Origin of the sequence: Leucobacter japonicus (assembly GCF_001273855.1) — a bacterium.
In the GTDB taxonomy this organism is placed as follows: Bacteria; Actinomycetota; Actinomycetes; order Actinomycetales; family Microbacteriaceae; genus Leucobacter; species Leucobacter japonicus.
Map to the genome: position 1 here is coordinate 142,796 of NZ_JHBX01000076.1, position 17,913 is coordinate 160,708.

Sequence of the window (17,913 nt, forward strand, 5' to 3'; positions counted from 1 at the left end):
GTGCCAGCATGAGTTCCATGAGTGAACTCCGCGAGGCCCGCGACACCGATGCCGGCCAGATGGCCGAGGTGCAGAACGCGATTTACCGAGCCGGGCTGCGGGCCGCACCGGTGACGGAGGAGCTCATCTTCGAGCGTTACCTCGACCCCGAGCACACCGTGGCGTGCACGGTCGTCGAGCACAGTGGCCGCGTGGTGGGGTTTCAATCACTGAAGCGCGCGTGGCCGGGTAACCCATACGACGTGGCCGAGGGGTGGGGAATCATCGGCACCCACATCAGCCCCGACGCCGGGCGCAGCGGGCTCGGGCGGCGCTTGTTCGCCGTGTCACTGAGCGCCGCGCGAGAAGCCGGGCTGACCGCGATCGACGCGAGCATCGGCTCCAGCAACGCAGCCGGGTTGGCGTACTACCGCGCTCTGGGCTTCGTGCCCTACCGCGAGAGCGGCGACACCTTGCCGCATCGCTTCGATCTCTGAGGCCGTGAGCCGGTCTGAATCACAGTTCCAAGGTCATGAACACGCTGTTTGGATCGGCGACGTACGATCCGAATGCCTCACACGTTTCGAAGCCCGCGGCCGCGTAGAGGTTCCGGGCCGGCGCGAAGAACTCCATGCTGCCCGTTTCGAGCGATAGCCGTTTGACCTCGCGACTGCGAGCATCAGCGATCAGGTGCGCGAGCATCGCCGATGCGATGCCTTCGCCGCGCACGGCAGGATCAGTGCGCATGCTCTTGAGCTCTTCGTGATCCGCTGAAATTGTGCTGAGTGCTCCGGTTGCGACGAGCACCCCGGCACGGTGGCCGACCCATAGTTGCACGCCCGGGGCGTCGAGCGCCGCGAGGTCGAGCGCATGCCGGCTTTCCGGTGGCGCCGTCGGTGCCAGGTCTGCGAGGTGCGCCGTGAGGAACGCGTGCAACTGCGCGTCGGTCAAGTCCGCGTGGGAGATCCGGAGCATCATCGGGCTATCTTCCTCGACACGGATGTCGCGGGTGTAACGCGCCGTCGAGCCCGTCCTTGCGCGACGGCGCCCCGTCGCCGAATACTGACTGCATGACGTACGCCAGCCACGACGAGTACATCGACGACGCTCCCGAGCGGTTTCGCCCCGTGCTAACTGCACTGCGCGAGGTCATTGCGCGTGCGCTGCCCGAGGCGGAGCAGATCATCAAGTACGACATGCCCGGCTTTCGTATCGGAGAGACCATCGTCGCGAGCTACGCCGCATTCAGTAAGCAGTGCGGCCTCTATCTCTCACCCGTCGCGATCAGCGCGCACGCCGACGAACTCGCCGAGATCGGGCTGAAGCCCACCAAGACCGGCATCGCCTTCCCGGTAGGTAAGCCGATCCCTGACGATCTCGTCGCGCGGCTCGTGCACGCCTCCCGGGATGCTGCTCCCTGACGGCGAACAGATTCCTTACTTCTTCTTCGGCGTGCGGTTCTCCGCACTGACCATCCACGACAGCTGCTCGAGGCGCTCGAGCACGGCGTGCAAGATGTCGGCGCTCGTCGGATCCTCATCGTCGACCTCGTCGTGCACCCCGCGGCAGGTGCCGATTGTGGCCTCGAGCCGCTCCGTCATCAGGTCGATGACTTCCTTTGTGGCGATCTCGCCCTGCGGAAACTCGGGGAGGCTCGTGGTTTCGGCGACGCTGTCGCTGCGGCCATCGGGCAGCGCGTGCAGGGCGCGCATGCGCTCGGCAACGGTGTCCGTGAACTCGCGCGCCGCATCGATGATCTCGTCGAGCTGCAAGTGCGTGTCGCGGAAGTTCTGGCCGATAACGTTCCAGTGCGCCTGCTTGCCCTGCAGCGACAGCTCAATCAGGTCGACGAGCACTTTCTGCAGGTTGTCGCTGAGCTGCTGCGACGCCTGGAATCCACTCTCGGCGTTCTGCTCGTCGGTGAGGCCGGCGCCCGATCCTCCACGAGCTGCGCGGCGCTGATTGCGGGGTGCGGTGCTGTTTGCCATAGCAATGTCCTCTCGTTGGTGTACGCCTTCGACGGTACGGTCGCGCCGCCGGTTTGGCAGCGGGGTTGACACGGTGTGAGCGGCGCGAGAGAGAACCGTGCCGAGACGGTTGCTCGGACGCGAGCTCGCTCACGCAATCCCCTTGTCGGTGGTGCGTCCCGGCCTCAGGATGCGAAGCGTGAGGGCACGGAGCTGCCCGCGCATCCAGAGAAGGGAATGGCATGGAGGATCGCCCACCGCAGAGCGTTGCCGAAGCATTCGAGCATGCGCAGCGCATCGCACCCGAGTTTCCCTCGCCGGGCCTGGGGGCGACGCGACGGCTGTGGGATCACCTCGCGGCGCTCGCCGCAGCGGATCTGGCAGTTGCGCGAGCAATAGAGCCGCATCTCGATGCGTGTGCGATCTTCACTCAGGCGGGCCTGCCGCTTCCGAAGGGTGCGTGGGGCGTCTTTGCTTCAGAGGGCGGCCCGTGCCCGGTCGTCGCGGTGAACACTGGTGACGATTGGGCGATCACCGGAGAGAAGCTCTGGTGCTCGCTCGCGACTGAGCTCGACGGTGCGCTGGTCACCGCTGCCACCGATGCGGGGCCGCGTCTCTTTGCGATTGATCTGCGCGATGCGGGGGTGCAGGTGCGCGAGGGGGCGTGGATGGCGCGCGGGCTCGTCGAGATTCCCAGCGGGCCGGTCTCATTTGACACTGTGCGGGCAACACCGGTGGGTGGGCCGGGCTGGTATCTCGAACGCGATGGATTCTGGTGGGGCGGTATCGGCGTCGCGGCCTGTTGGCTCGGCGGAGCGATCGGTCTGATGCGTACGCTCCAGAGCGCTGCTGCCGCAAAGCCTGGTCCATATCGCGCGGCGCATCTCGGTACGCTCGACACCCTGCTTCACGCGTGTCGACTGGCACTGCATAATGCTGCCGACGCGATCGACGAGCGCCGCGAGGTGAACGGCCCGCTGCTGGCGTACCGAGTGCGCTCCCTGGTCGCTCGCACCTGCGAAGAGACGATCTGGCGTGTCGGGCATGCACTCGGTCCGGCACCGCTCGCGATGAATGAGGATCATGCCAAGCGCGTGAGCGACCTGCAACTCTACATCCGCCAGCACCATGCCGAGCGTGATGACGCCGCGCAGGGCACACTGCTTCTGCAAGCGGAGACCCTGCAGTGGTGACCTTTGACGCGGCAGAGCCGGGCACGTCGCGAGCCACCTGGGAGCACGATGCGCGACTCGCTGCACTCCCGGAGTTCGACCCGATGCAGTATCCGGCGGTGCTCGTGTTTGCCGCGCACCCCGATGACGAGACGCTCGGAGCCGGTGGGCTGATCTCCCGCTGTGCCGACGCGGGGATTCCGATGCAGGTGATCTGTGTCACCGACGGCGCGGCTTCGCATGACAACGTGCCCGACCTCGCCGCGACGCGACAGCGGGAGCTGCAGGAGGCGCTGCGGATCCTGCACCCCGATATCGTGCTGAGTTGGCTCGCTTTCTCCGACGGCCGTGCCGAAGCGCAGTCTGCCGAGGTCTCTGCAGCAATCGCCGGCATCCTGGGCGCGGCACCCTCCGGGGCACTCGTGGTGGCGCCCTGGCGTGGCGATGCGCACCCCGATCATCGGGTGGTGGGCGAGCTCGCCGTGCGGCACTCGGGTGGGCGTACCGTGCTCGAATACCCGATCTGGATGTGGCACTGGGCATCGCCCGATCACGATGCGACCCCCTGGCGAGACCTTGTCGCGGTTGAGATCGACGCCGGCATCAAACAGCGGGCAATCGAGGCATTCACCTCGCAGATCCGCGTGCCGGTAGCGGCGCAGGCAGCCCCGTTGCTGCGTGCGGACTTCCTCGAACACTTCCGCCGGCCGGTCGAATATTTCGTTGCGTCGACCGAAGCGTTCGGCGCTGACTACTTCGAATCGTTGTACGCGAACTCCGCCGACCCGTGGAGTTTTCGCACCCGCTGGTACGAGTCACGCAAGCGCGCCATCACTCTGGCGTCGCTGACGCGTCAGCGCTTCACCAGCGCCCTCGAGATCGGGTGCTCGGTCGGGCACCTCACCGAGATGCTCGCCGAGCGATGCGATGATGTGTTCGCCGTCGATATCTCGGAGCGCGCGATCGCCGAGGCGAGCGCGTCTGTGCCAGCGCATGTGCGTTTCGGGGTGCGCGATGTGCTCGCAGATTTTCCTGAGGGCCAGTTCGATCTGATCGTGCTGTCCGAAGTCGGTTACTACTGGGGCGAGCCCGAGTTGCGAGAGATCCGCACGCGGATTCGGGATCACCTCACCGCCGACGGGCTCCTGGTCGCGTGCCACTGGCGGTATCCGGTCGCGGGGCATCGTCTGAGCGGCGACCGTGTGCACGCGATCTTGCGCGAAGAGCGCTGGCATCGGCTCGTCGCGCACACGGAGGAAGACTTCGTGCTCGAGGTCTTCGGGCGCGACGGCCGATCGGTCGCGGCGCGCGAGGGGCTGACGTGATCACACACGTCGCCGTGGTGATCCCGGCGAAGAACGAGGAAGACCGCATCGAGGCATGCCTGTCTGCTGTGCGCGTTGCGGCATCGCGGTGCCCGGTCCCCGTAACGGTCACGCTCGTCGCCGACAGCTGCACCGACAGTACGGTCGAGCGGGCGCTGAAGTTTCGGGGAGTGAGCGTCGTCGAGGTTAACGCGGCGAACGTGGGAGTGGGCCGAGCTACCGGAGTGCGGAGCGCGCTGGAGCGTTGCGGCGCGGACACGGGCCGGGTGTGGATCGCCAATACCGACGCCGACTCGGTCGTGCCAGCGGACTGGATCGTGCAGCAGATCTCGCTCGCTGAGCGGGGGTGCGACCTCGTGCTTGGGGATGTCGTTCCGCATCCCGAGGAATACCCGCGCGCACTGCAGCAAGAGTGGGCGCACGCGCACCCACCGGGCCGCGTGCGCACCGAGATCTACGGGGCGAACCTCGGCGTGCGCGCCACGACCTATCTGCACGTCGGAGGGTTTGCTCCGCTCGTCGAGCACGAGGACGTCGAACTGGTGCGGCGCATCGAACAGCTGCGGGGTGCCCGGGTGCACTTCTCCGAAGCGGCCCCGGTGCAGACGTCGGCGCGACTCGAGGGGCGCACACGGGGCGGCTTCGCGGGGTACCTGCGGGCGGAGCGTGCCGCGATGTCGGTGGGTGCTGCGACGGTGTGATGAGTTGATCCGGCGGTGCGCACGAGCGTTCTCGCGCGGTCTACCCCCGCCCCACTCGGTGTTCCACCACGCACCAGACCCCGACGAGTGCTGTCAGCACCGCGAACGCGGCGACCGGTACGGACGCGCCGAACGTGATGAGCGCTCCCGCGGTCGCGGTGCCGGCCGATCCGGCAGCGATCTTCAGGGCACCGACCCAGATGAACACCTGGCCGCGCGCCTCTGCGGGAGCGAACTCGCTGCGCGCCGCGAGCGTCGCCGCGAAGAACAGCGCGTTGCCGGCGCCGGCGACCGCGAACGCGATGGCGCTCAGCGCGGCCGACTGCGGGGCGAGCATGATGCCCAGCGTGCCGGCGACGACGAGCGCGAGCACACCCGTGAGCACGTCGGCATTGCCGCGCAGGGGGCGGATCATCAGCGCCCCCGAACCCACGAGGTTGCCGATGCCGTACCCGGCGACGAGCAACCCCGCGAGCTCGGCGCCGCCGAAGCCTGGAGCGACGGCGACCGCGTAGATCGGGAGTGCAGCGACCGAGAACGCCACGACGATGGTCAGCATCAAGGTGCGGCGGAGCGCGCCGGAACGGAGGATGATCCGGAGCGTGCGACCCGGCGACGGCACCTCGCCGGCGGCGCTCGGTGGCGCCTGCCGGGGGAGCAGCAGCACCGCACCCGACCCGACGATCGCGGCGATCGCGAGCACCAGGGTTGCGGCGAGCGGCGACCACGAGGTGGCGATCCACGCGACGACCGCGGGGCCGAGCGTTCCGCTGAGGCCGTAGCTCGCGACGTCCCAGCTCTGCGCGCGACGCTGCGAGGTCTGCGACGGGCCGGCGATCGATGGGAGGCGGCTGCTGATGCCGCCCGTGAGCATCGGGCCGAACAGCCCCGACACGATGAGCAGTGCCGCCGGCACGATTGGCCAGGTCGCCCCGAGCAGCAGGCCGGCTGCGCCGAGCAGCAGCCCGTGCGCGGCGGCCGAAAACGCGATGACGCGGCGCCCGTCGGGTGAGGTGTCGAGGCGACGAGAGATGAACGGGCCGAGCAAGTGCGGTGCGGTGATCGATGCCCCCATGAGGCCGGCGAGCAAGGGGGAGAGCCCACTCGCCTGGGCGAGCAGCACGACGGCGACGACCGCGCCACCGTCGGCGCTGCGCACCAGCGTGGCGGCGAAGACATAGCGAACGAGCCCACCGGGCCCCGGGGTGCGCGTCACTGCGGCGAACCCTCCGTCACCTACTTCGTGAGGTCGAGGGTGCCGATGAGCGTCGCCACCTCCGCGCGCTGCGTGCGAGTGAGCCCCTGAATGGGCAGTGGCAGCGAGTTTTGCTGCGCGAGCCCCAAGTGTTCGGCGATCGCGGCGGTGACGCGGTAGCTGCCGCCGAACTCTGCGAACGCATTCCACAGCGGTTCGAGCGCGTCAGATGCGCGTTGGGCCGCCGCGAAGTCGCCGTCGATGGCGGGTCGGGAGATGCTGAGCGCGGCCTCGGGCAGCGTGCCGCCGATCACCGAGTACCAGGCGTCGCACCCGGCTGCGAAGCCTTGCGCGGCGAAGCGGTCGCCCGAGACGCCGATGCTGATGTGCTCCGGAACCTCGGCCCGGATCTGCGCGACCAGCGCGCGGGCATCGTCGGGGTCGGTCGGTACGCCCGGAATCTTGATCGACGCGACCCCGGGCAGTTTCGCGAGGCGCGCGTACAGCTCGTGCGAGAACTGGAAGTGCGTGGTGCCCGGGTTGTCGTAGACGATGACGGGTAGATCGGTGTGCGTGCTCACGGTGCGGAAGAGCTCGTACACGTCGTCTTCGGTGAGCGGCTGATACGACATCGGCGCGAGCAGCAGCCCGCTCGCGCCCGCCGCTTCTGCCCGCTCGATGTGGTCGAGCACGTGCGAGGTGCGCAGTGCGCCGACGCCCACGAACACTGGGATCGATCCCGCATTCTCGACCGCGATGCGCACCGCGATCGCGCGCTCTTCCGCGGTGAGGTACGCGTACGATCCGGTCGAGCCGAGCACCGTGATCGAGTCGACGCGGGCAGCCACGAGGCGGCGAATCAGGTTCGTGAACGCCGGCTTGTCGATGCGGTCGTCATGGAGCGGGGTGATGGGGAAGGCGCTCATTCCGGTAATCATGCGTCGCTGCTTTCGGGGTCGGTGCTGGGTTCGCTGCTGCTGGTGTTGTTTTCTGCGGGGACAGGATCGCCGGCCGGCACGTGCTCGAGCCCGAGCGCGGGGTTGCCGTACACCGACTGCACCTCGGAGATCACCACGCGGTACTCGCCGAGCCACTCGCCGTAGCGGCTCTTCGCGAGGCGGTGAATGTCCATGGTCGCGAGCTCCTTGAGGGCTTCGCGGGTCGACCAGTAGTAGACCTCGGCGTGCAGGCCGGTTTCTTCGTTGTGCCAGGCCTCTTCGCCGAGAAACCCCGGGATCACCCGTGCGCGTCGCGCGATTTCGCTGTCGATGCGGTGAAACTCGTCGGTGAGGGTGCCCACCTCAAAGATGAACGTGGAACTGTACTTCGGTCGCGTCATGCCAGTGCCTTTCGTATGGGGGTCGGCTCGATCACGGTGAGGAGGAATCGGGTGGCGCGCTCGCCGCGGTTGCCGTAGGCGTGCGGAGCGTCGCCGTGGAACATGAGTGAGTCGCCCGCGTCGAGCCGATACTCGGCGCCGTCGTGCTCGAGCCAGAGCGTGCCCGCCTGCACCTGCAGCAGTTCGCGCGTGCCGCCGATGTGCGGGTCGCTCGCGTGGCGCTCGCCGGGTTCGAGCGTCCACTCCCACAGCACCATGACGTCGGGCGGATCGGCCCGCGCCACGATGACGCCGCTGCCCCCGTGCGGGCCCTGCCACAACACGGTGCCGTCGCCGGCGCGGGTCACCTCGGCGGTGACGCTCGGCGGCTCGGGCTCCAGCAGCTCGGGCAACCCGGCACCGAGAGCGTTCGAGAGCTTGAGCAGTACGCCGATGCTGGGATTCGCACTGCCCTGCTCGATCGCCTGCAGCATGGTGCGACTGACACCCGATTCGGTGGCGAGCCGAGTGAGTGGCCAGCCGAGGCGCGCGCGGAGTAGCCGCACGCGATCGCCGATCTCGCGCGAGAGTGCCTCTGGGTCGCGTTCCATGTGATCAATATAGTGCACTCAGTGACCGATATAGGTGCACGATTGGCTGGTACGGTGCAGAGAGACTCTGCTGGCGACCAGCCGGTGCTGCGCTTCTGGAGACGCGCTTCCGGCCGCGGCGAAATTGCGCAGCATGACGAGGTGGATCGCACTCACGGCATGGTGGGCGTACGGTGTGTCCGTGGCAGAATCTCCCGCGCTCATCGCACCCGAACTCCCTGACGAGCTGGCCTATGTGCCCGTGCTCGATAACGCCGCTTGGCACGCCCTGACTGGCCCGCACGCGGGCTTCGCGATCGGCGGCGACCTCGTGCGCCGGTACCCCGAAGAGGTTGCACCGTTCGTCGCGGTGCGCACGTGGGATGACCCCGACGTGTGGCAGGAGCTGCTGCGGCTCATCGGGCCGGGTCAGGAGTTCGGCCTCAGCAATTTCGATGGCGAGCCGCCGGCGGGCTGGCAGACGCTTTTTCGGGGAGTAGGTGTGCAGCTCGTGCAGACCGACGCCCTGCGGCCTCAGCCCGAGCCCGAGGCGATCGAACTGGGCGCAGATGACGCAGCGGAGATGCTCGACATCGTCGCGCGCAATCAGCCGGGCCCGTTTCGGCCACGCACCTATGAGCTCGGCCGCTACATCGGCGTTCGCCGCGACGGGCGGCTGATCGCGATGGCGGGCGAACGGTTGCACCCCGAGGGATGGACGGAGATCAGTGCGGTCGCGGTCGACGCCGATCACCGCCGACAGGGCCTCGCCTCGCGCTTGGTCTCAGACGTTGCCTTCCACATTCAGCAGCGCGGCGACCGGGCGTTCATGCACGCATCCGCCGAGAACACCGGAGCGATCGCGGCGTATCTCAGGCTCGGCTTCTCGCTGCGCCGCGAAGTCGGGTTCGCCTCGGTGCGCACCCCCGAGTAAACCCCCAGTGTCGCGGGCCTTCGAACTCTGCGACACTGGATGAGAGGGGGAGTCATGGCACATAACCGCACGTCGTTTCGCGTCTCGAAGCGAAGGCGTCTCGGCCGGTCAACGCGCCGTTGGATTCATGTTCTGGAACCGGCCGGAGAACGTCGGGTTAGCTCGACTGGTGGGCAAGGTGTTGCCGAGATGTGCGACGGTGCAGCGAGAACGCGATGATCGCGGATGCAAGGATTGTGAGCATCGCTGGCAGTCCGCCCTCGGTCCCGAAGTCTCCGCCCGTGAGCCAGTCGGCCGAGCCATCGACGGGGGCGAGGAAGAGGAGGCTGTTGGTGTGCGCAGGGAGCCCACTGACTGGGATTCCGAAGATGTTGCCCATTGTGAAGTTCCAGCCCGCGTGGATGCCACAGATGAGCCAGAGTGAACGCTGCCACAGCACAACATATGTGGCGAACACGGCGTAGAAGAAGATCATGGCGAGTGGAATGGGGTTCGTTGCAACCCCATGCAGCAGGGCGAAGAGAAGCGCGAGACCAAAAATTGCTACCCACGAAGGGAGCTTCTGTCCCCAGCTTTGAAGCGCGAAGCCTCGAATCAATATCTCTTCGTTCGAGCCTTGAGCAACGACGGTAAGCGCAAGCAGCAGAAGGAGCGGAATAACCCCAGTACCCGTGGACGTGCCAGAACCTCCGTCGACCTGCCCGTACTGCCCGGTCGCCCACAGAAAGAGAATCGGAATCGAGTTCATCACGATGCCGACGACAAAGCCGAGAATCAATAGCAGGATGCCCCGACCCGGCGAGGTGAAGCCCAGCGTGCGAACCTGGCGCCTCTCGAAGAGTTTGACCCAGGCGAAGATGAAGAGGGCTGCGATGAGGGTGCCGATGCCCTCATGGATTTGAGCAAGAGCAGAACCCGCAGGTGGGGCAAACATGATCGTCAAGGCTGCAGTGACTACGGTCTGCACGAGAAAAATCGAAGCGAGGACGATGAGTAGCGCCGCCCACCATGGGGTCACTCTCTTTCCGGAACGTGCTTGCTCAATGTATGGGTGATTGCGCAGAGTGTTCACGGTGACCTTTCGGTTGGCAATGTTCTAAAGATATTGCTTCGCAACTGCGCGACGGAAGAGCTACCCCCCCCAGCCGCATTCGTTTGTTCTGTTGTGAACGCACCTACTGGCACCCGTTCTTGGCCGCCGGCACATCTTGGCAGGGGTGCTCGGACGGGTTGAGGTCGCCAACGTTTCTGATCGGTCTGGTCGCGCTGATCGCCGCGTCGCTCGCGCTGATCCCACTCCGCATCGCCGGAATCGCGCCTGCCGGTTTCGACTTCGTGATGCCGCTCGTGGTGTTGGGTTGGATGCTGCTCGACCCGCGCCCCGTCAACCGTTACCGCTGGGCGAAGAGCCCGTCGATCTCCCCGTACTCGAGCGCGCCGCCGACCGACTCGTAGGTGCCCTGCTCCCAGAGCTCGCGCGCCGCTCGCTGCGCAACGGCATAAGCTGCTTGAATGACGTTCGAGCCGAGGCTGACGCGTGCCACCCCCAGGCTCGCCAGCGTCGCGACCGATGGTGATCCCGCACCGACCATGACGTTGAGCGGTGCGTCGATCGCCGCTACGAGCGCGCTGATCGCGGCGGCGTTGGTAACGCCCGGCACGAAGATGCCATCGGCGCCCGCGCCGACATACCGGGCTGCGCGAGTTGCTGTTTCTGATTCGAGGTGTTCGGGATCGGCCGGGCCGCCCAGAAATACGTCGGTGCGGGCATTGATGAAGATTGACACCCCAGTGCGGTCGGCAGCCGCGCGGGCCGCCGTGAGTCGGTCGGCGAAATCGTCGGGTGACTGCGTGCCGTCTTCGAGGTTGATGCCGACAGCGCCTGCGTCGATCGCGGCCCGTACCGTCTCGCCGACCTCCGTCGGAGTGGTGCCGTAACCGCTTTCGAGGTCGGCAGTCACGGGCACCGACACGGCGCCGGCGATGCGCGCAATGGCCGCCATGCTCTCATCGCGCGTCAACGCATTGCCGTCGGGTCTGCCGAGTGACCAGGCGACGCCGGCGCTGGTGGTGGCGATCGCTGATGCGCCGGCGTTTTCGATGATGCGAGCCGACGCGCTATCCCAGGCATTTGCGAGGAGGAGGGGGCGTTTCGGGTCGGTGTGCAGTGCGCGGAATGTGCGGGCAGCGGCGGCGAAGTCTGTTGTGGTGAAGTGCATGCCACCAGCACACACCAAGTTGTGCGTGGGTGCTGGCGGAATTCGGACGAGGCAGTGAGCTGCCGTGTGCAGCCTCAATGCTTCCGGGCGGCGGCGCAGCGCGTGCGCACCGCCTATCGCGCCCGCAAGAAATCCGCGTACGCGTCCGTGACTCCCGGGGCGAGCAGTGCGCGCGGCCAGAACGCGCCGACAACGATGCCCCACGCCTCCGAACCGTCGACCGCGGGGCGGGCGAGCGAGTGCACGGCGTCGAAGTGCCGCACCGTGACCGCGTCACCGAGCAGGTCTCGGTAGATGCGCGCGGTCTCGTCGACATCGACGTTGCGGTCGTGCGTTCCCGCCATGAGCATCACGGGGATGCGCCTCGGCGCGGCCCGGCTGAGGTCGGCGGTCGCGTCGGCGGCGAAGTTGCGGTGCACGAACCCCCAGCGCTCGGCGCTCATCGGCTCGGTGTCGGTGGTTTCGGCAGCGTAGGTCGCGAACTCGGCATTTGCAGCGAGCAGCTCGCGGTCGCGGTCGCTCGTGGCGATCGCAGCTTCGCGCTCCGTTTCAGTGGCGTTCGCAGCGTCGAGTTCGGCGAGCAGATTGAAGCGCCCCTGGTCGAGCCAGTTGATCGCCGTGCCGACGGCGACGACCCCGTCAATGTCGGTGCGATCCGCCATCACCTTCGGCAGCACCCACCCCGCCTGGCTGGCGCCCCAGAGCACGATGCGATCGGCCTCCGAACCGCCGCGCTGCACCGCCCAATTGATGACGGTCGACACTTCGTCGGCGCGATCCGACATTGTTTGCGCCAGCCAGTTTCCGCTCGAACCATTGATGCCCGCCTTGCTCCACGACACGGTCGCGAACCCGGCGTCGGCCGCGGCCTCGAACCAGGGGTTGTAGAGCCCGTCTTGCGTTGCGGTCACCGGGCCATCGCCGTGCACCATGACCACGAGGCCGCGCGGGTCTCCGTGCTTCGGCTCGGTGAGTACCCCCGCGAGCGAGCCCCCGTCGGGCAGCGGAATCGTGACTGCGCTCTCGGTGTATCGGAAGTCGTTGCCGACCAGGGCGACGGCGCCACCCGTGCTGATCACGAGCGCCGCGACGCCGAGCCAGACCGCGAGGCGACGCCAAAAGTTCTTCTTCTTCACGTTCGTAGCATATGCGATAGAATTGAGAACATGCACGAGATTGCGATTGATCGCGGGTTCGACGAATCCGAACGAGCGGCCGTGGCTGGGCTGTACGCCGAGGCGTTCGCCGGCAAGTTGCGCGCCGCGTTCGCGACACGAGACCGTCTCGATTCGACGGTGGCGCAGGCGCTGCAACCCGATCGGGTGCTGGTCGCTCGCGACCGCGTCACCAGAGAAGTGCTCGGGGTCTGCGGCTGGGTGCACGAGCATCGTGGGGCGCTGCGCATCGACTGGGCGGGGCTGCGCCGTCACCTGCCGCGAGCTGCTGCGCTGCGGGCGTGGGCCGTACTCTCCCCGCTCGCCCGATCGGGCAGTGACCAGCGACTCGTGCTCGACGGCATCTGCGTCGTGCCCCGACATCGCGGTCGCGGGGTGGGGTCGGCCCTGCTCGCCGCAGCGTCGCAGCTCGCCAGTGAACTCGGGCTCACCGCGGTGCAACTCTCGGTCGTCGACGCGAACCCCGGCGCCGAGCGGCTGTATCGTCGCCTCGGGTTCACCCCGACCGATCACGGCTCGATGGGCGTGCTGGCATGGCTCTACGGATTCGAACGCTTCACCACGCTGCGTCGGGCGGTGTCGGTGTGAACGGGCCGGCGGCTGCGATCGCGCCGCGCACCATCATTGAGGCAGTGCTGCGTCCGGGTATCGCGCAGAGCCTGGCCGGGCTCTATGACATCGCGGCGGCCGCCGGCGTCGAAGATCAGCCGGTGCGGTTGGCGATTCGCCGCATGGTCGCCGCGGGCGAGATCGTGCAGCAGGGCCGGGGGCGAGCGGGTGAGATCGCGCTGACCGACACGGGCGCGGCGCGCTTGGCGGCCGAGGCCGCGATCGTGCGATTCGTTGGTGATCAGGATCGCGGGGCGGTTGCCTGGGACGGCCACTGGCGCCTGGTCTCCGTGCACACGACCGAGGGGCAGCGGGGCATTCGCGACGCTCTGCGCCGTGGGCTCACCGAAGCGGGCGCCGTCGCACTCGCGACCGGGTTGTACTGCTCACCGCACGACCTGAGCGGGCTGCTGCCGGCCGATGCGGCGGATCACCTCGTGGTCGCGCTCGCCGCGCAGTTGCAGGTGCGCGGCGAGCGCGACCCGAAGCGCATCGCCGAACGCTGCTGGCCGGCGGAGCCGGTGAACGCGGGGTACGCGCAGCTCGAACGCGAGGTCGCCGAGATCATCGCGCGGCCGCGAACGGAGGCCGAGCGCACGCGCAGCCTGCTGCAGCTCGCCGATGCGCTCGAGCGCGCATTGCGACCCGACCCACTGCTGCCCGCCGAACTGCGTGATGCGAACTGGCGCGCCCCGCATGCCCGGAATGCCTGGCGTGCAGCGTGGCACGAGATCTCGACCGCAACGGATGGGCCGAACCTGTACGGGGGCTGGCTCATCGAGTGAGCCAGCCCCCGCGGTTCGCGCGTCGAAGCGCTACACCTCGGTGCGGCGTCGGCGAGCGAGCGAGACCGCCACGGCGCCGATGAGCAGCAGGCTTGCGCCCGCCCACAGTGCGGCGGCAGGGGCCGATGCGCCGGTGGTCGCGAGCTGGCCGGCGGCTGCGGTCGCTGTCGCGGATGCACCAGCCGTGCCGGCGCCGGTGGAGACGGCGGGTGATCCCGCGCCGCTCTCGGACTCGCCTGCCGCGGTGCCGGTGCCGGTGGCAGTACCGGTGCCTGCGGCGGTCCCTGCGCCGTCGGCGCTGCCGGCTCCGGCGCTGCCCGCTGAGCCCTCGCTTCCGTCGGCGCCAGTGGTGGCGGCCGCGGTGACGGTGAACGGTGCGCTGGCGACGACCTCGCCGTTGACGCTGAACTCGACGGTGTGCTCGCCGGTCGCGAAGCCGGTGGGCACGGTCCAGGCGAACGATACGGCCCCGTCGGCATCGGCGATCTCGGTGCCGATGGTGACGGGCTCGGAGTGCGCCACGGCGGTCACGGCATCGCCCGGCGCGAATCCGGTGGCCGAGAACGTCAGCGTGCCGCCCTGCGCGACCGTGCTCGAAACGGGGAACACGACGGACGGCTCAGTCGGCTCGGTCGGGGTCGTCGGCTGCGCGACGGTCACCTCGGCGAACGCGTCGAGCGATCGGTCGGTGATCGACAGGGCGTGGGCCGCCGAGGTCGCGACGTGATAGCGCTTGGTCGGGTCGAGGGATCCCGCGGGCACCTCAAGCTGCGTGGTGAACGCGCCATTAGTGATCGAACGGGCCGGCACCCAAGCCATCTGCACCCATCCTTCTGAGGGCAGGGCGCCGACGCCCGACCAGACGCTCTGCTCGCCGAAGAGCACGTAGGCGCCGTTCACCGCGCTGTCGCCGGTGTATCCGGTCGCCGAGACGGTGAGCGTGTGCGCGGCTGCGGGGTCGAGGTCGGTGCTCGGGGTGACGGTGATCTTCGGATCCTTGACCGGCTCGGGCTGCGGCTCGGATGCGACTTTCCAGGTGACCGGCACGAAGAGCTCGTTGTCGGGCTGCAGCCCCTGTGTCGCAAGATTGCCGAACGTGAATACGCCGAGCTGGTAGGCGTCGCCCGGGCGCTTGGCGTCGGCGACGGCCTGGCTCACCTCGACGTTCCAGGTGAAGTCGACGGTGCCGTCGGCGTTCTCGGACCACTGCACATTCGCGTCGTTGTCGGGCTTGCTCGACACCGTCGTGAAGACGACCGAGGGGCGCGCGGAGTTCGTCGCGCCGTCCGTGGGCTTCCAGGTCTCGGCGATCCACCCGAATCGCAGCGCGAAGCCTGAGCCGGTCTCGCTCGGGCGATAGTTGTGGCCCTCGACCGTGAGCGTGGCGCCGGCGGGATCGACATCGGTATTCGGGCTGACCGTCAAGGTCGGTGCCGGGAGCGGGCTCTCGCCGCCCTCGCCGTCGCCGGGAAACAGCGCGGACCAGTCGATGTCGACCGCCGCGCGTGCCATGAGGTTCTCGGCCGTGGGGAAGGAGCGCGTCGGCCAAGCGATGACCTCGTACGACTTGGCGCGGTCGAGCGCTGTGGCTGCGACGGTGAGGCTGCCGCTGATCGTGCCCTCGGGTGACACCGTGAGCGAGGCGGCGGGCGTCGTCGTCTGGTCGGCGTCAAAGCTGCCGGCCTCGACGAACCCGACGTAGACGTTGCGGCTCTGTTGGCCCGGGTAGATCGGGGCATCTGCGTAGCCGGCGCCGGTGACGGCGACCGCAACCTCGGTATTTGGCACGACCGTGGCCGTCGGGGTCAGTGATGCGCCGACAGCCGTGGCCGGCGCGGCAAGGCCGAGCACGGCGCCGGCGGCGACGAGGGCGGCGGCGAGCGCCCCCGCGAGCGACCGCGGTGCGGCACGCTTCGTTCTGATCATGCGGGATCTCCTTCAGAGGTCTCGGGCGAATGATGCGCGCACGTCAGAGCGCAACCTTTTCAGCTTAGCCTTGCCTAAGTATCATCTGAAATTCGCGGGTGTGCGGTGCGGTCTCGCGATTCAACGAAGTTCGGATTCGGTTCGACGTCCTTGCGCTGATACAACAGTGCCCCGGAAACGCGTCTCCGGGGCACTGTTGTATCGAGCAGAGTCGGGTGGTCTAGCTCTCTGCTCGCTTCCGCCGGGCGAGCATCGCCAGGCCGATCCCACCGGCCGCCAGAACCACGGCACCCGCACCCGCGAGCGCAAGGACGTTGCTGTCAGCGCCGGTGCGAGCCAGGCCGGTCGACGCACTGGTGTGCTGGCCGCTGGCGAGCGTCTTGCCGGTCACCGATGACGCGGTACCGCTAGTCGTGCCTCCGGTCGTGCTGCCGGCGCTTGTGCCGTTCGCTGCGCCGCTGGCGCCCGTCCCGTTTGCAGCGCCGCTGGAAGTGGCTCCCGATGCGGTGCCGCTGGCGTTGGTTCCCGATGCGGTGCCGAGCCCGGTTGAGCCGCCGGTGCCATCTGCGGTGTTCGCGCCGTCGCTCGAGGTGCTGCCTGCGTCGATTGCTCCCTCGCTTGATGCGCCGTCTGACGCAGCATTGCCCTCGGCGGCGCTCGCATTCGCGTTGCCGTCGGCGTTGATGGCCCCCGCGTCAGCGGTGCCGTCGGTATCGCTCGCGGCGTCGGTATCGCTCCCGGCATCAGCCGAGCCCTCAAGATCGTCCTCGCCAGTGTCGATCGAAGCGAAGCAGCTCGCCGGCAGTGTCACGACGTCACCATTGCTCGCGGTGATCGAAGCCGCCGCAGAGAACACCGTCGATGCTGAGAGCGCGATGACCGCGGGTGGGCCTGCGGGTCCTGCGGGTCCGGTGGGCCCGGTGGGTCCGGCGGGTCCCATGGGTCCGGGATCACCCTTCGCACCTGGGGCTCCAGCTGCTCCGTCGAGTCCGTTCTGACCGGTGTCCCCTTTCTCGCCGGCCATTCCATCGCGTCCGTCAGGGCCAACGACCTCGACGGTGCAGGCCTCGGAGAATCCTGCGCAGTCTCCACCGTTTTGCACGACACCGCGCAGCGCCGTCGTGCTCAGCAGCGGTGCGATCACGCCTGCGGGAATGCCGGGTGTGCCGGGAGGGCCTGCTTCGCCCTCAGCTCCGATCGGGCCGGCTGGGCCTTCCGGGCCAGGATCACCCATCTCGCCGACCGGGCCGACGGGTCCGTCTGCGCCGGGTGCGCCTGTTGCCCCGACGATTCCCTGCTCGCCATCGACTCCATCGGCCCCTGGCGTGAGAATCACGCAGACCTGCGCGAACGAGCCGCAGTCGGGCAGTGCCGAGTCTTCGGCGACAGCGAGGCCTCCGGTGAGCAGGGCGGCGAGCGAGGCGATCGACGCCGGCGTGCCGGGAGGCCCGGGAGGGCCTTGCGGGCCTTCAGGGCCGATGGGTCCCGCTGGTCCTTCGGGTCCCGTCGGGCCTGTGGGGCCCTGCGGGCCGGTGGCTCCGGTGGCGCCTATCGCTCCCTTGAGCCCGTTCGTGCCGTCGACACCGTTGGCGCCAGCAGGTGCATCGGGCACGATGCACGATACGGGTTCACCGGCGGCGTTGGCCGCCGTGCTGGTGAACAGCACGAGCCCGACGCTCGACATCAGCATGGTGGTTGCGGCGACCCCGGCCGCAAGACGCTTCTTCCTTGACTGCATCACTACCTCGTTTCGACTTCGAGAGAGTCCCCCAAGCACTCAAAATGTAAACGGAGTCCAAGTGGTTGCGAAGCAGTCAGTGACGATGACCCCCACGCGGGGGTCGAGTATTCGGGGGAGCCCGATCGCTCAAATCGGGCCAATCCGCCCTGGCGCGCCGCTCCCATCAAGGATTGGTGTCAAAAAGTGCTGCCCCACCCTCGATTCCACGCCAGAAATGTGCACAAAGTGACACCGATTCGTGCTGGTCCGAGCGCGAGAGTTGGCACCGATCGCGGAG

20 protein-coding genes are annotated in these 17,913 nt (G+C 68.1%); 9 read left to right on the plus strand and 11 right to left on the minus strand.

Going from position 1 to position 17,913, the window contains the following annotated elements; translation table 11 throughout:
- Positions 1 to 17 precede the first annotated feature (17 nt).
- Positions 18 to 476, plus strand: a complete 459-nt coding sequence (locus AMS67_RS00850) for a GNAT family N-acetyltransferase (RefSeq protein WP_053385678.1) — start codon at positions 18 to 20, stop codon at positions 474 to 476.
- A 19-nt stretch (positions 477 to 495) separates the two neighbouring features.
- Here AMS67_RS00850 and AMS67_RS00855 read toward each other — a convergent pair whose 3' ends face one another.
- On the minus strand, positions 496 to 957 hold the full coding sequence (locus tag AMS67_RS00855; RefSeq protein ID WP_053385679.1) for a GNAT family N-acetyltransferase: 462 nt from the start codon (positions 955 to 957) through the stop codon (positions 496 to 498).
- 92 nt (positions 958 to 1,049) lie between these two features.
- Here AMS67_RS00855 and AMS67_RS00860 point away from each other — a divergent pair, with 92 nt between their 5' ends.
- Positions 1,050 to 1,400, plus strand: coding sequence for an iron chaperone (locus AMS67_RS00860; RefSeq protein ID WP_053385680.1), 351 nt, complete (start codon positions 1,050 to 1,052; stop codon positions 1,398 to 1,400).
- A gap of 15 nt (positions 1,401 to 1,415) precedes the next feature.
- On the opposite strand, the gene AMS67_RS00865 is transcribed toward AMS67_RS00860, so the two are convergent.
- Complete coding sequence (locus AMS67_RS00865) at positions 1,416 to 1,967, minus strand: Dps family protein (RefSeq protein ID WP_053385681.1); 552 nt, start codon at positions 1,965 to 1,967, stop codon at positions 1,416 to 1,418.
- A 221-nt stretch (positions 1,968 to 2,188) separates the two neighbouring features.
- Here AMS67_RS00865 and AMS67_RS00870 point away from each other — a divergent pair, with 221 nt between their 5' ends.
- The 3 genes from AMS67_RS00870 to AMS67_RS00880 are packed head-to-tail and all read left to right on the plus strand — an operon-like array spanning position 2,189 to position 5,144.
- The gene (locus AMS67_RS00870; RefSeq protein ID WP_053385682.1) at positions 2,189 to 3,139 is read left to right on the plus strand and encodes an acyl-CoA dehydrogenase family protein; all 951 of its coding nucleotides are present in this window, start codon (positions 2,189 to 2,191) and stop codon (positions 3,137 to 3,139) included.
- On the plus strand, positions 3,136 to 4,443 hold the full coding sequence (locus AMS67_RS00875) for a PIG-L family deacetylase (RefSeq protein ID WP_156316479.1): 1,308 nt from the start codon (positions 3,136 to 3,138) through the stop codon (positions 4,441 to 4,443). The genes AMS67_RS00870 and AMS67_RS00875 overlap by 4 nt, the downstream gene beginning before the upstream one ends.
- Complete coding sequence (locus tag AMS67_RS00880; protein WP_053385684.1) at positions 4,440 to 5,144, plus strand: glycosyltransferase family 2 protein; 705 nt, start codon at positions 4,440 to 4,442, stop codon at positions 5,142 to 5,144. Before AMS67_RS00875 ends, AMS67_RS00880 begins: the two co-directional genes overlap by 4 nt.
- Before the next feature lie 40 nt (positions 5,145 to 5,184).
- Here AMS67_RS00880 and AMS67_RS17925 read toward each other — a convergent pair whose 3' ends face one another.
- The 4 genes from AMS67_RS17925 to AMS67_RS00900 are packed head-to-tail and all read right to left on the minus strand — an operon-like array spanning position 5,185 to position 8,268.
- Positions 5,185 to 6,360 carry an MFS transporter gene (locus tag AMS67_RS17925; RefSeq protein WP_241487952.1) on the minus strand — a complete coding sequence of 392 codons (1,176 nt, stop codon included), beginning with the start codon at positions 6,358 to 6,360 and terminating at the stop codon, positions 5,185 to 5,187.
- Between the two features lie 20 nt (positions 6,361 to 6,380).
- Complete coding sequence (locus tag AMS67_RS00890; RefSeq protein WP_053385685.1) at positions 6,381 to 7,277, minus strand: dihydrodipicolinate synthase family protein; 897 nt, start codon at positions 7,275 to 7,277, stop codon at positions 6,381 to 6,383.
- Positions 7,274 to 7,678 (minus strand): antibiotic biosynthesis monooxygenase family protein, encoded by a 405-nt coding sequence (locus tag AMS67_RS00895; RefSeq protein ID WP_075201158.1) that lies wholly within the window; start codon positions 7,676 to 7,678, stop codon positions 7,274 to 7,276. Before AMS67_RS00895 ends, AMS67_RS00890 begins: the two co-directional genes overlap by 4 nt.
- Positions 7,675 to 8,268, minus strand: a complete 594-nt coding sequence (locus tag AMS67_RS00900; RefSeq protein WP_053385686.1) for a helix-turn-helix domain-containing protein — start codon at positions 8,266 to 8,268, stop codon at positions 7,675 to 7,677. Before AMS67_RS00900 ends, AMS67_RS00895 begins: the two co-directional genes overlap by 4 nt.
- 175 nt (positions 8,269 to 8,443) lie before the next feature.
- Here AMS67_RS00900 and AMS67_RS00905 point away from each other — a divergent pair, with 175 nt between their 5' ends.
- Positions 8,444 to 9,181 (plus strand): GNAT family N-acetyltransferase, encoded by a 738-nt coding sequence (locus AMS67_RS00905; RefSeq protein WP_370726575.1) that lies wholly within the window; start codon positions 8,444 to 8,446, stop codon positions 9,179 to 9,181.
- Positions 9,182 to 9,338: 157 nt separating this feature from the next.
- Here AMS67_RS00905 and AMS67_RS00910 read toward each other — a convergent pair whose 3' ends face one another.
- The gene (locus tag AMS67_RS00910) at positions 9,339 to 10,253 is read right to left on the minus strand and encodes a CPBP family intramembrane glutamic endopeptidase (RefSeq protein WP_156316480.1); all 915 of its coding nucleotides are present in this window, start codon (positions 10,251 to 10,253) and stop codon (positions 9,339 to 9,341) included.
- Positions 10,254 to 10,411: 158 nt separating this feature from the next.
- Between AMS67_RS00910 and AMS67_RS17790 the strand changes: the two genes are divergently transcribed.
- Positions 10,412 to 10,636 carry a hypothetical protein gene (locus AMS67_RS17790; protein ID WP_053385688.1) on the plus strand — a complete coding sequence of 75 codons (225 nt, stop codon included), beginning with the start codon at positions 10,412 to 10,414 and terminating at the stop codon, positions 10,634 to 10,636.
- On the opposite strand, the gene AMS67_RS00920 is transcribed toward AMS67_RS17790, so the two are convergent.
- Complete coding sequence (locus AMS67_RS00920) at positions 10,573 to 11,400, minus strand: isocitrate lyase/PEP mutase family protein (RefSeq protein WP_053385689.1); 828 nt, start codon at positions 11,398 to 11,400, stop codon at positions 10,573 to 10,575. The genes AMS67_RS17790 and AMS67_RS00920 overlap by 64 nt on opposite strands.
- Positions 11,401 to 11,513: 113 nt before the next feature.
- Positions 11,514 to 12,536, minus strand: a complete 1,023-nt coding sequence (locus AMS67_RS00925) for an alpha/beta hydrolase family protein (protein WP_082305197.1) — start codon at positions 12,534 to 12,536, stop codon at positions 11,514 to 11,516.
- A gap of 30 nt (positions 12,537 to 12,566) precedes the next feature.
- Here AMS67_RS00925 and AMS67_RS17930 point away from each other — a divergent pair, with 30 nt between their 5' ends.
- Both AMS67_RS17930 and AMS67_RS00935 read left to right on the plus strand, forming a co-directional pair.
- A complete protein-coding gene (locus AMS67_RS17930) occupies positions 12,567 to 13,163 on the plus strand; it encodes a GNAT family N-acetyltransferase (protein ID WP_053385690.1) in 597 nt (198 codons plus the stop codon).
- Complete coding sequence (locus tag AMS67_RS00935) at positions 13,160 to 13,969, plus strand: PaaX family transcriptional regulator C-terminal domain-containing protein (protein ID WP_206541725.1); 810 nt, start codon at positions 13,160 to 13,162, stop codon at positions 13,967 to 13,969. Before AMS67_RS17930 ends, AMS67_RS00935 begins: the two co-directional genes overlap by 4 nt.
- A 30-nt stretch (positions 13,970 to 13,999) precedes the next feature.
- Here the strand turns inward: AMS67_RS00935 and AMS67_RS00940 are convergent, their stop codons facing one another.
- Together AMS67_RS00940 and AMS67_RS00945 are read right to left on the minus strand one after the other, a co-directional pair.
- Positions 14,000 to 15,895: a hypothetical protein gene (locus AMS67_RS00940; RefSeq protein ID WP_053385691.1), complete on the minus strand. Its 1,896-nt coding sequence runs from the start codon at positions 15,893 to 15,895 to the stop codon at positions 14,000 to 14,002.
- A gap of 220 nt (positions 15,896 to 16,115) precedes the next feature.
- Entirely contained in the window at positions 16,116 to 17,633 is a 1,518-nt protein-coding gene (locus AMS67_RS00945; protein WP_082305199.1) for a collagen-like domain-containing protein, read from the minus strand.
- Between the last annotated feature and the right edge of the window lie 280 nt (positions 17,634 to 17,913).

Bases quoted from the DNA above. Each gene is read 5' to 3' on its own strand.
- AMS67_RS00895 (WP_075201158.1), bottom strand. From the start codon at position 7,678: ATGACGCGACCGAAGTACAGTTCCACGTTCATCTTTGAGGTGGGCACC.
- AMS67_RS00890 (WP_053385685.1), bottom strand. From the start codon at position 7,277: ATGATTACCGGAATGAGCGCCTTCCCCATCACCCCGCTCCATGACGAC.
- AMS67_RS00940 (WP_053385691.1), bottom strand. From the start codon at position 15,895: ATGATCAGAACGAAGCGTGCCGCACCGCGGTCGCTCGCGGGGGCGCTC.
- AMS67_RS17930 (WP_053385690.1), top strand. From the start codon at position 12,567: ATGCACGAGATTGCGATTGATCGCGGGTTCGACGAATCCGAACGAGCG.
- AMS67_RS00900 (WP_053385686.1), bottom strand. From the start codon at position 8,268: ATGGAACGCGACCCAGAGGCACTCTCGCGCGAGATCGGCGATCGCGTG.
- AMS67_RS00855 (WP_053385679.1), bottom strand. From the start codon at position 957: ATGATGCTCCGGATCTCCCACGCGGACTTGACCGACGCGCAGTTGCAC.
- AMS67_RS00945 (WP_082305199.1), bottom strand. From the start codon at position 17,633: ATGCAGTCAAGGAAGAAGCGTCTTGCGGCCGGGGTCGCCGCAACCACC.
- AMS67_RS00860 (WP_053385680.1), top strand. From the start codon at position 1,050: ATGACGTACGCCAGCCACGACGAGTACATCGACGACGCTCCCGAGCGG.
- AMS67_RS00870 (WP_053385682.1), top strand. From the start codon at position 2,189: ATGGAGGATCGCCCACCGCAGAGCGTTGCCGAAGCATTCGAGCATGCG.
- AMS67_RS00865 (WP_053385681.1), bottom strand. From the start codon at position 1,967: ATGGCAAACAGCACCGCACCCCGCAATCAGCGCCGCGCAGCTCGTGGA.
- AMS67_RS00920 (WP_053385689.1), bottom strand. From the start codon at position 11,400: ATGCACTTCACCACAACAGACTTCGCCGCCGCTGCCCGCACATTCCGC.
- AMS67_RS00850 (WP_053385678.1), top strand. From the start codon at position 18: ATGAGTGAACTCCGCGAGGCCCGCGACACCGATGCCGGCCAGATGGCC.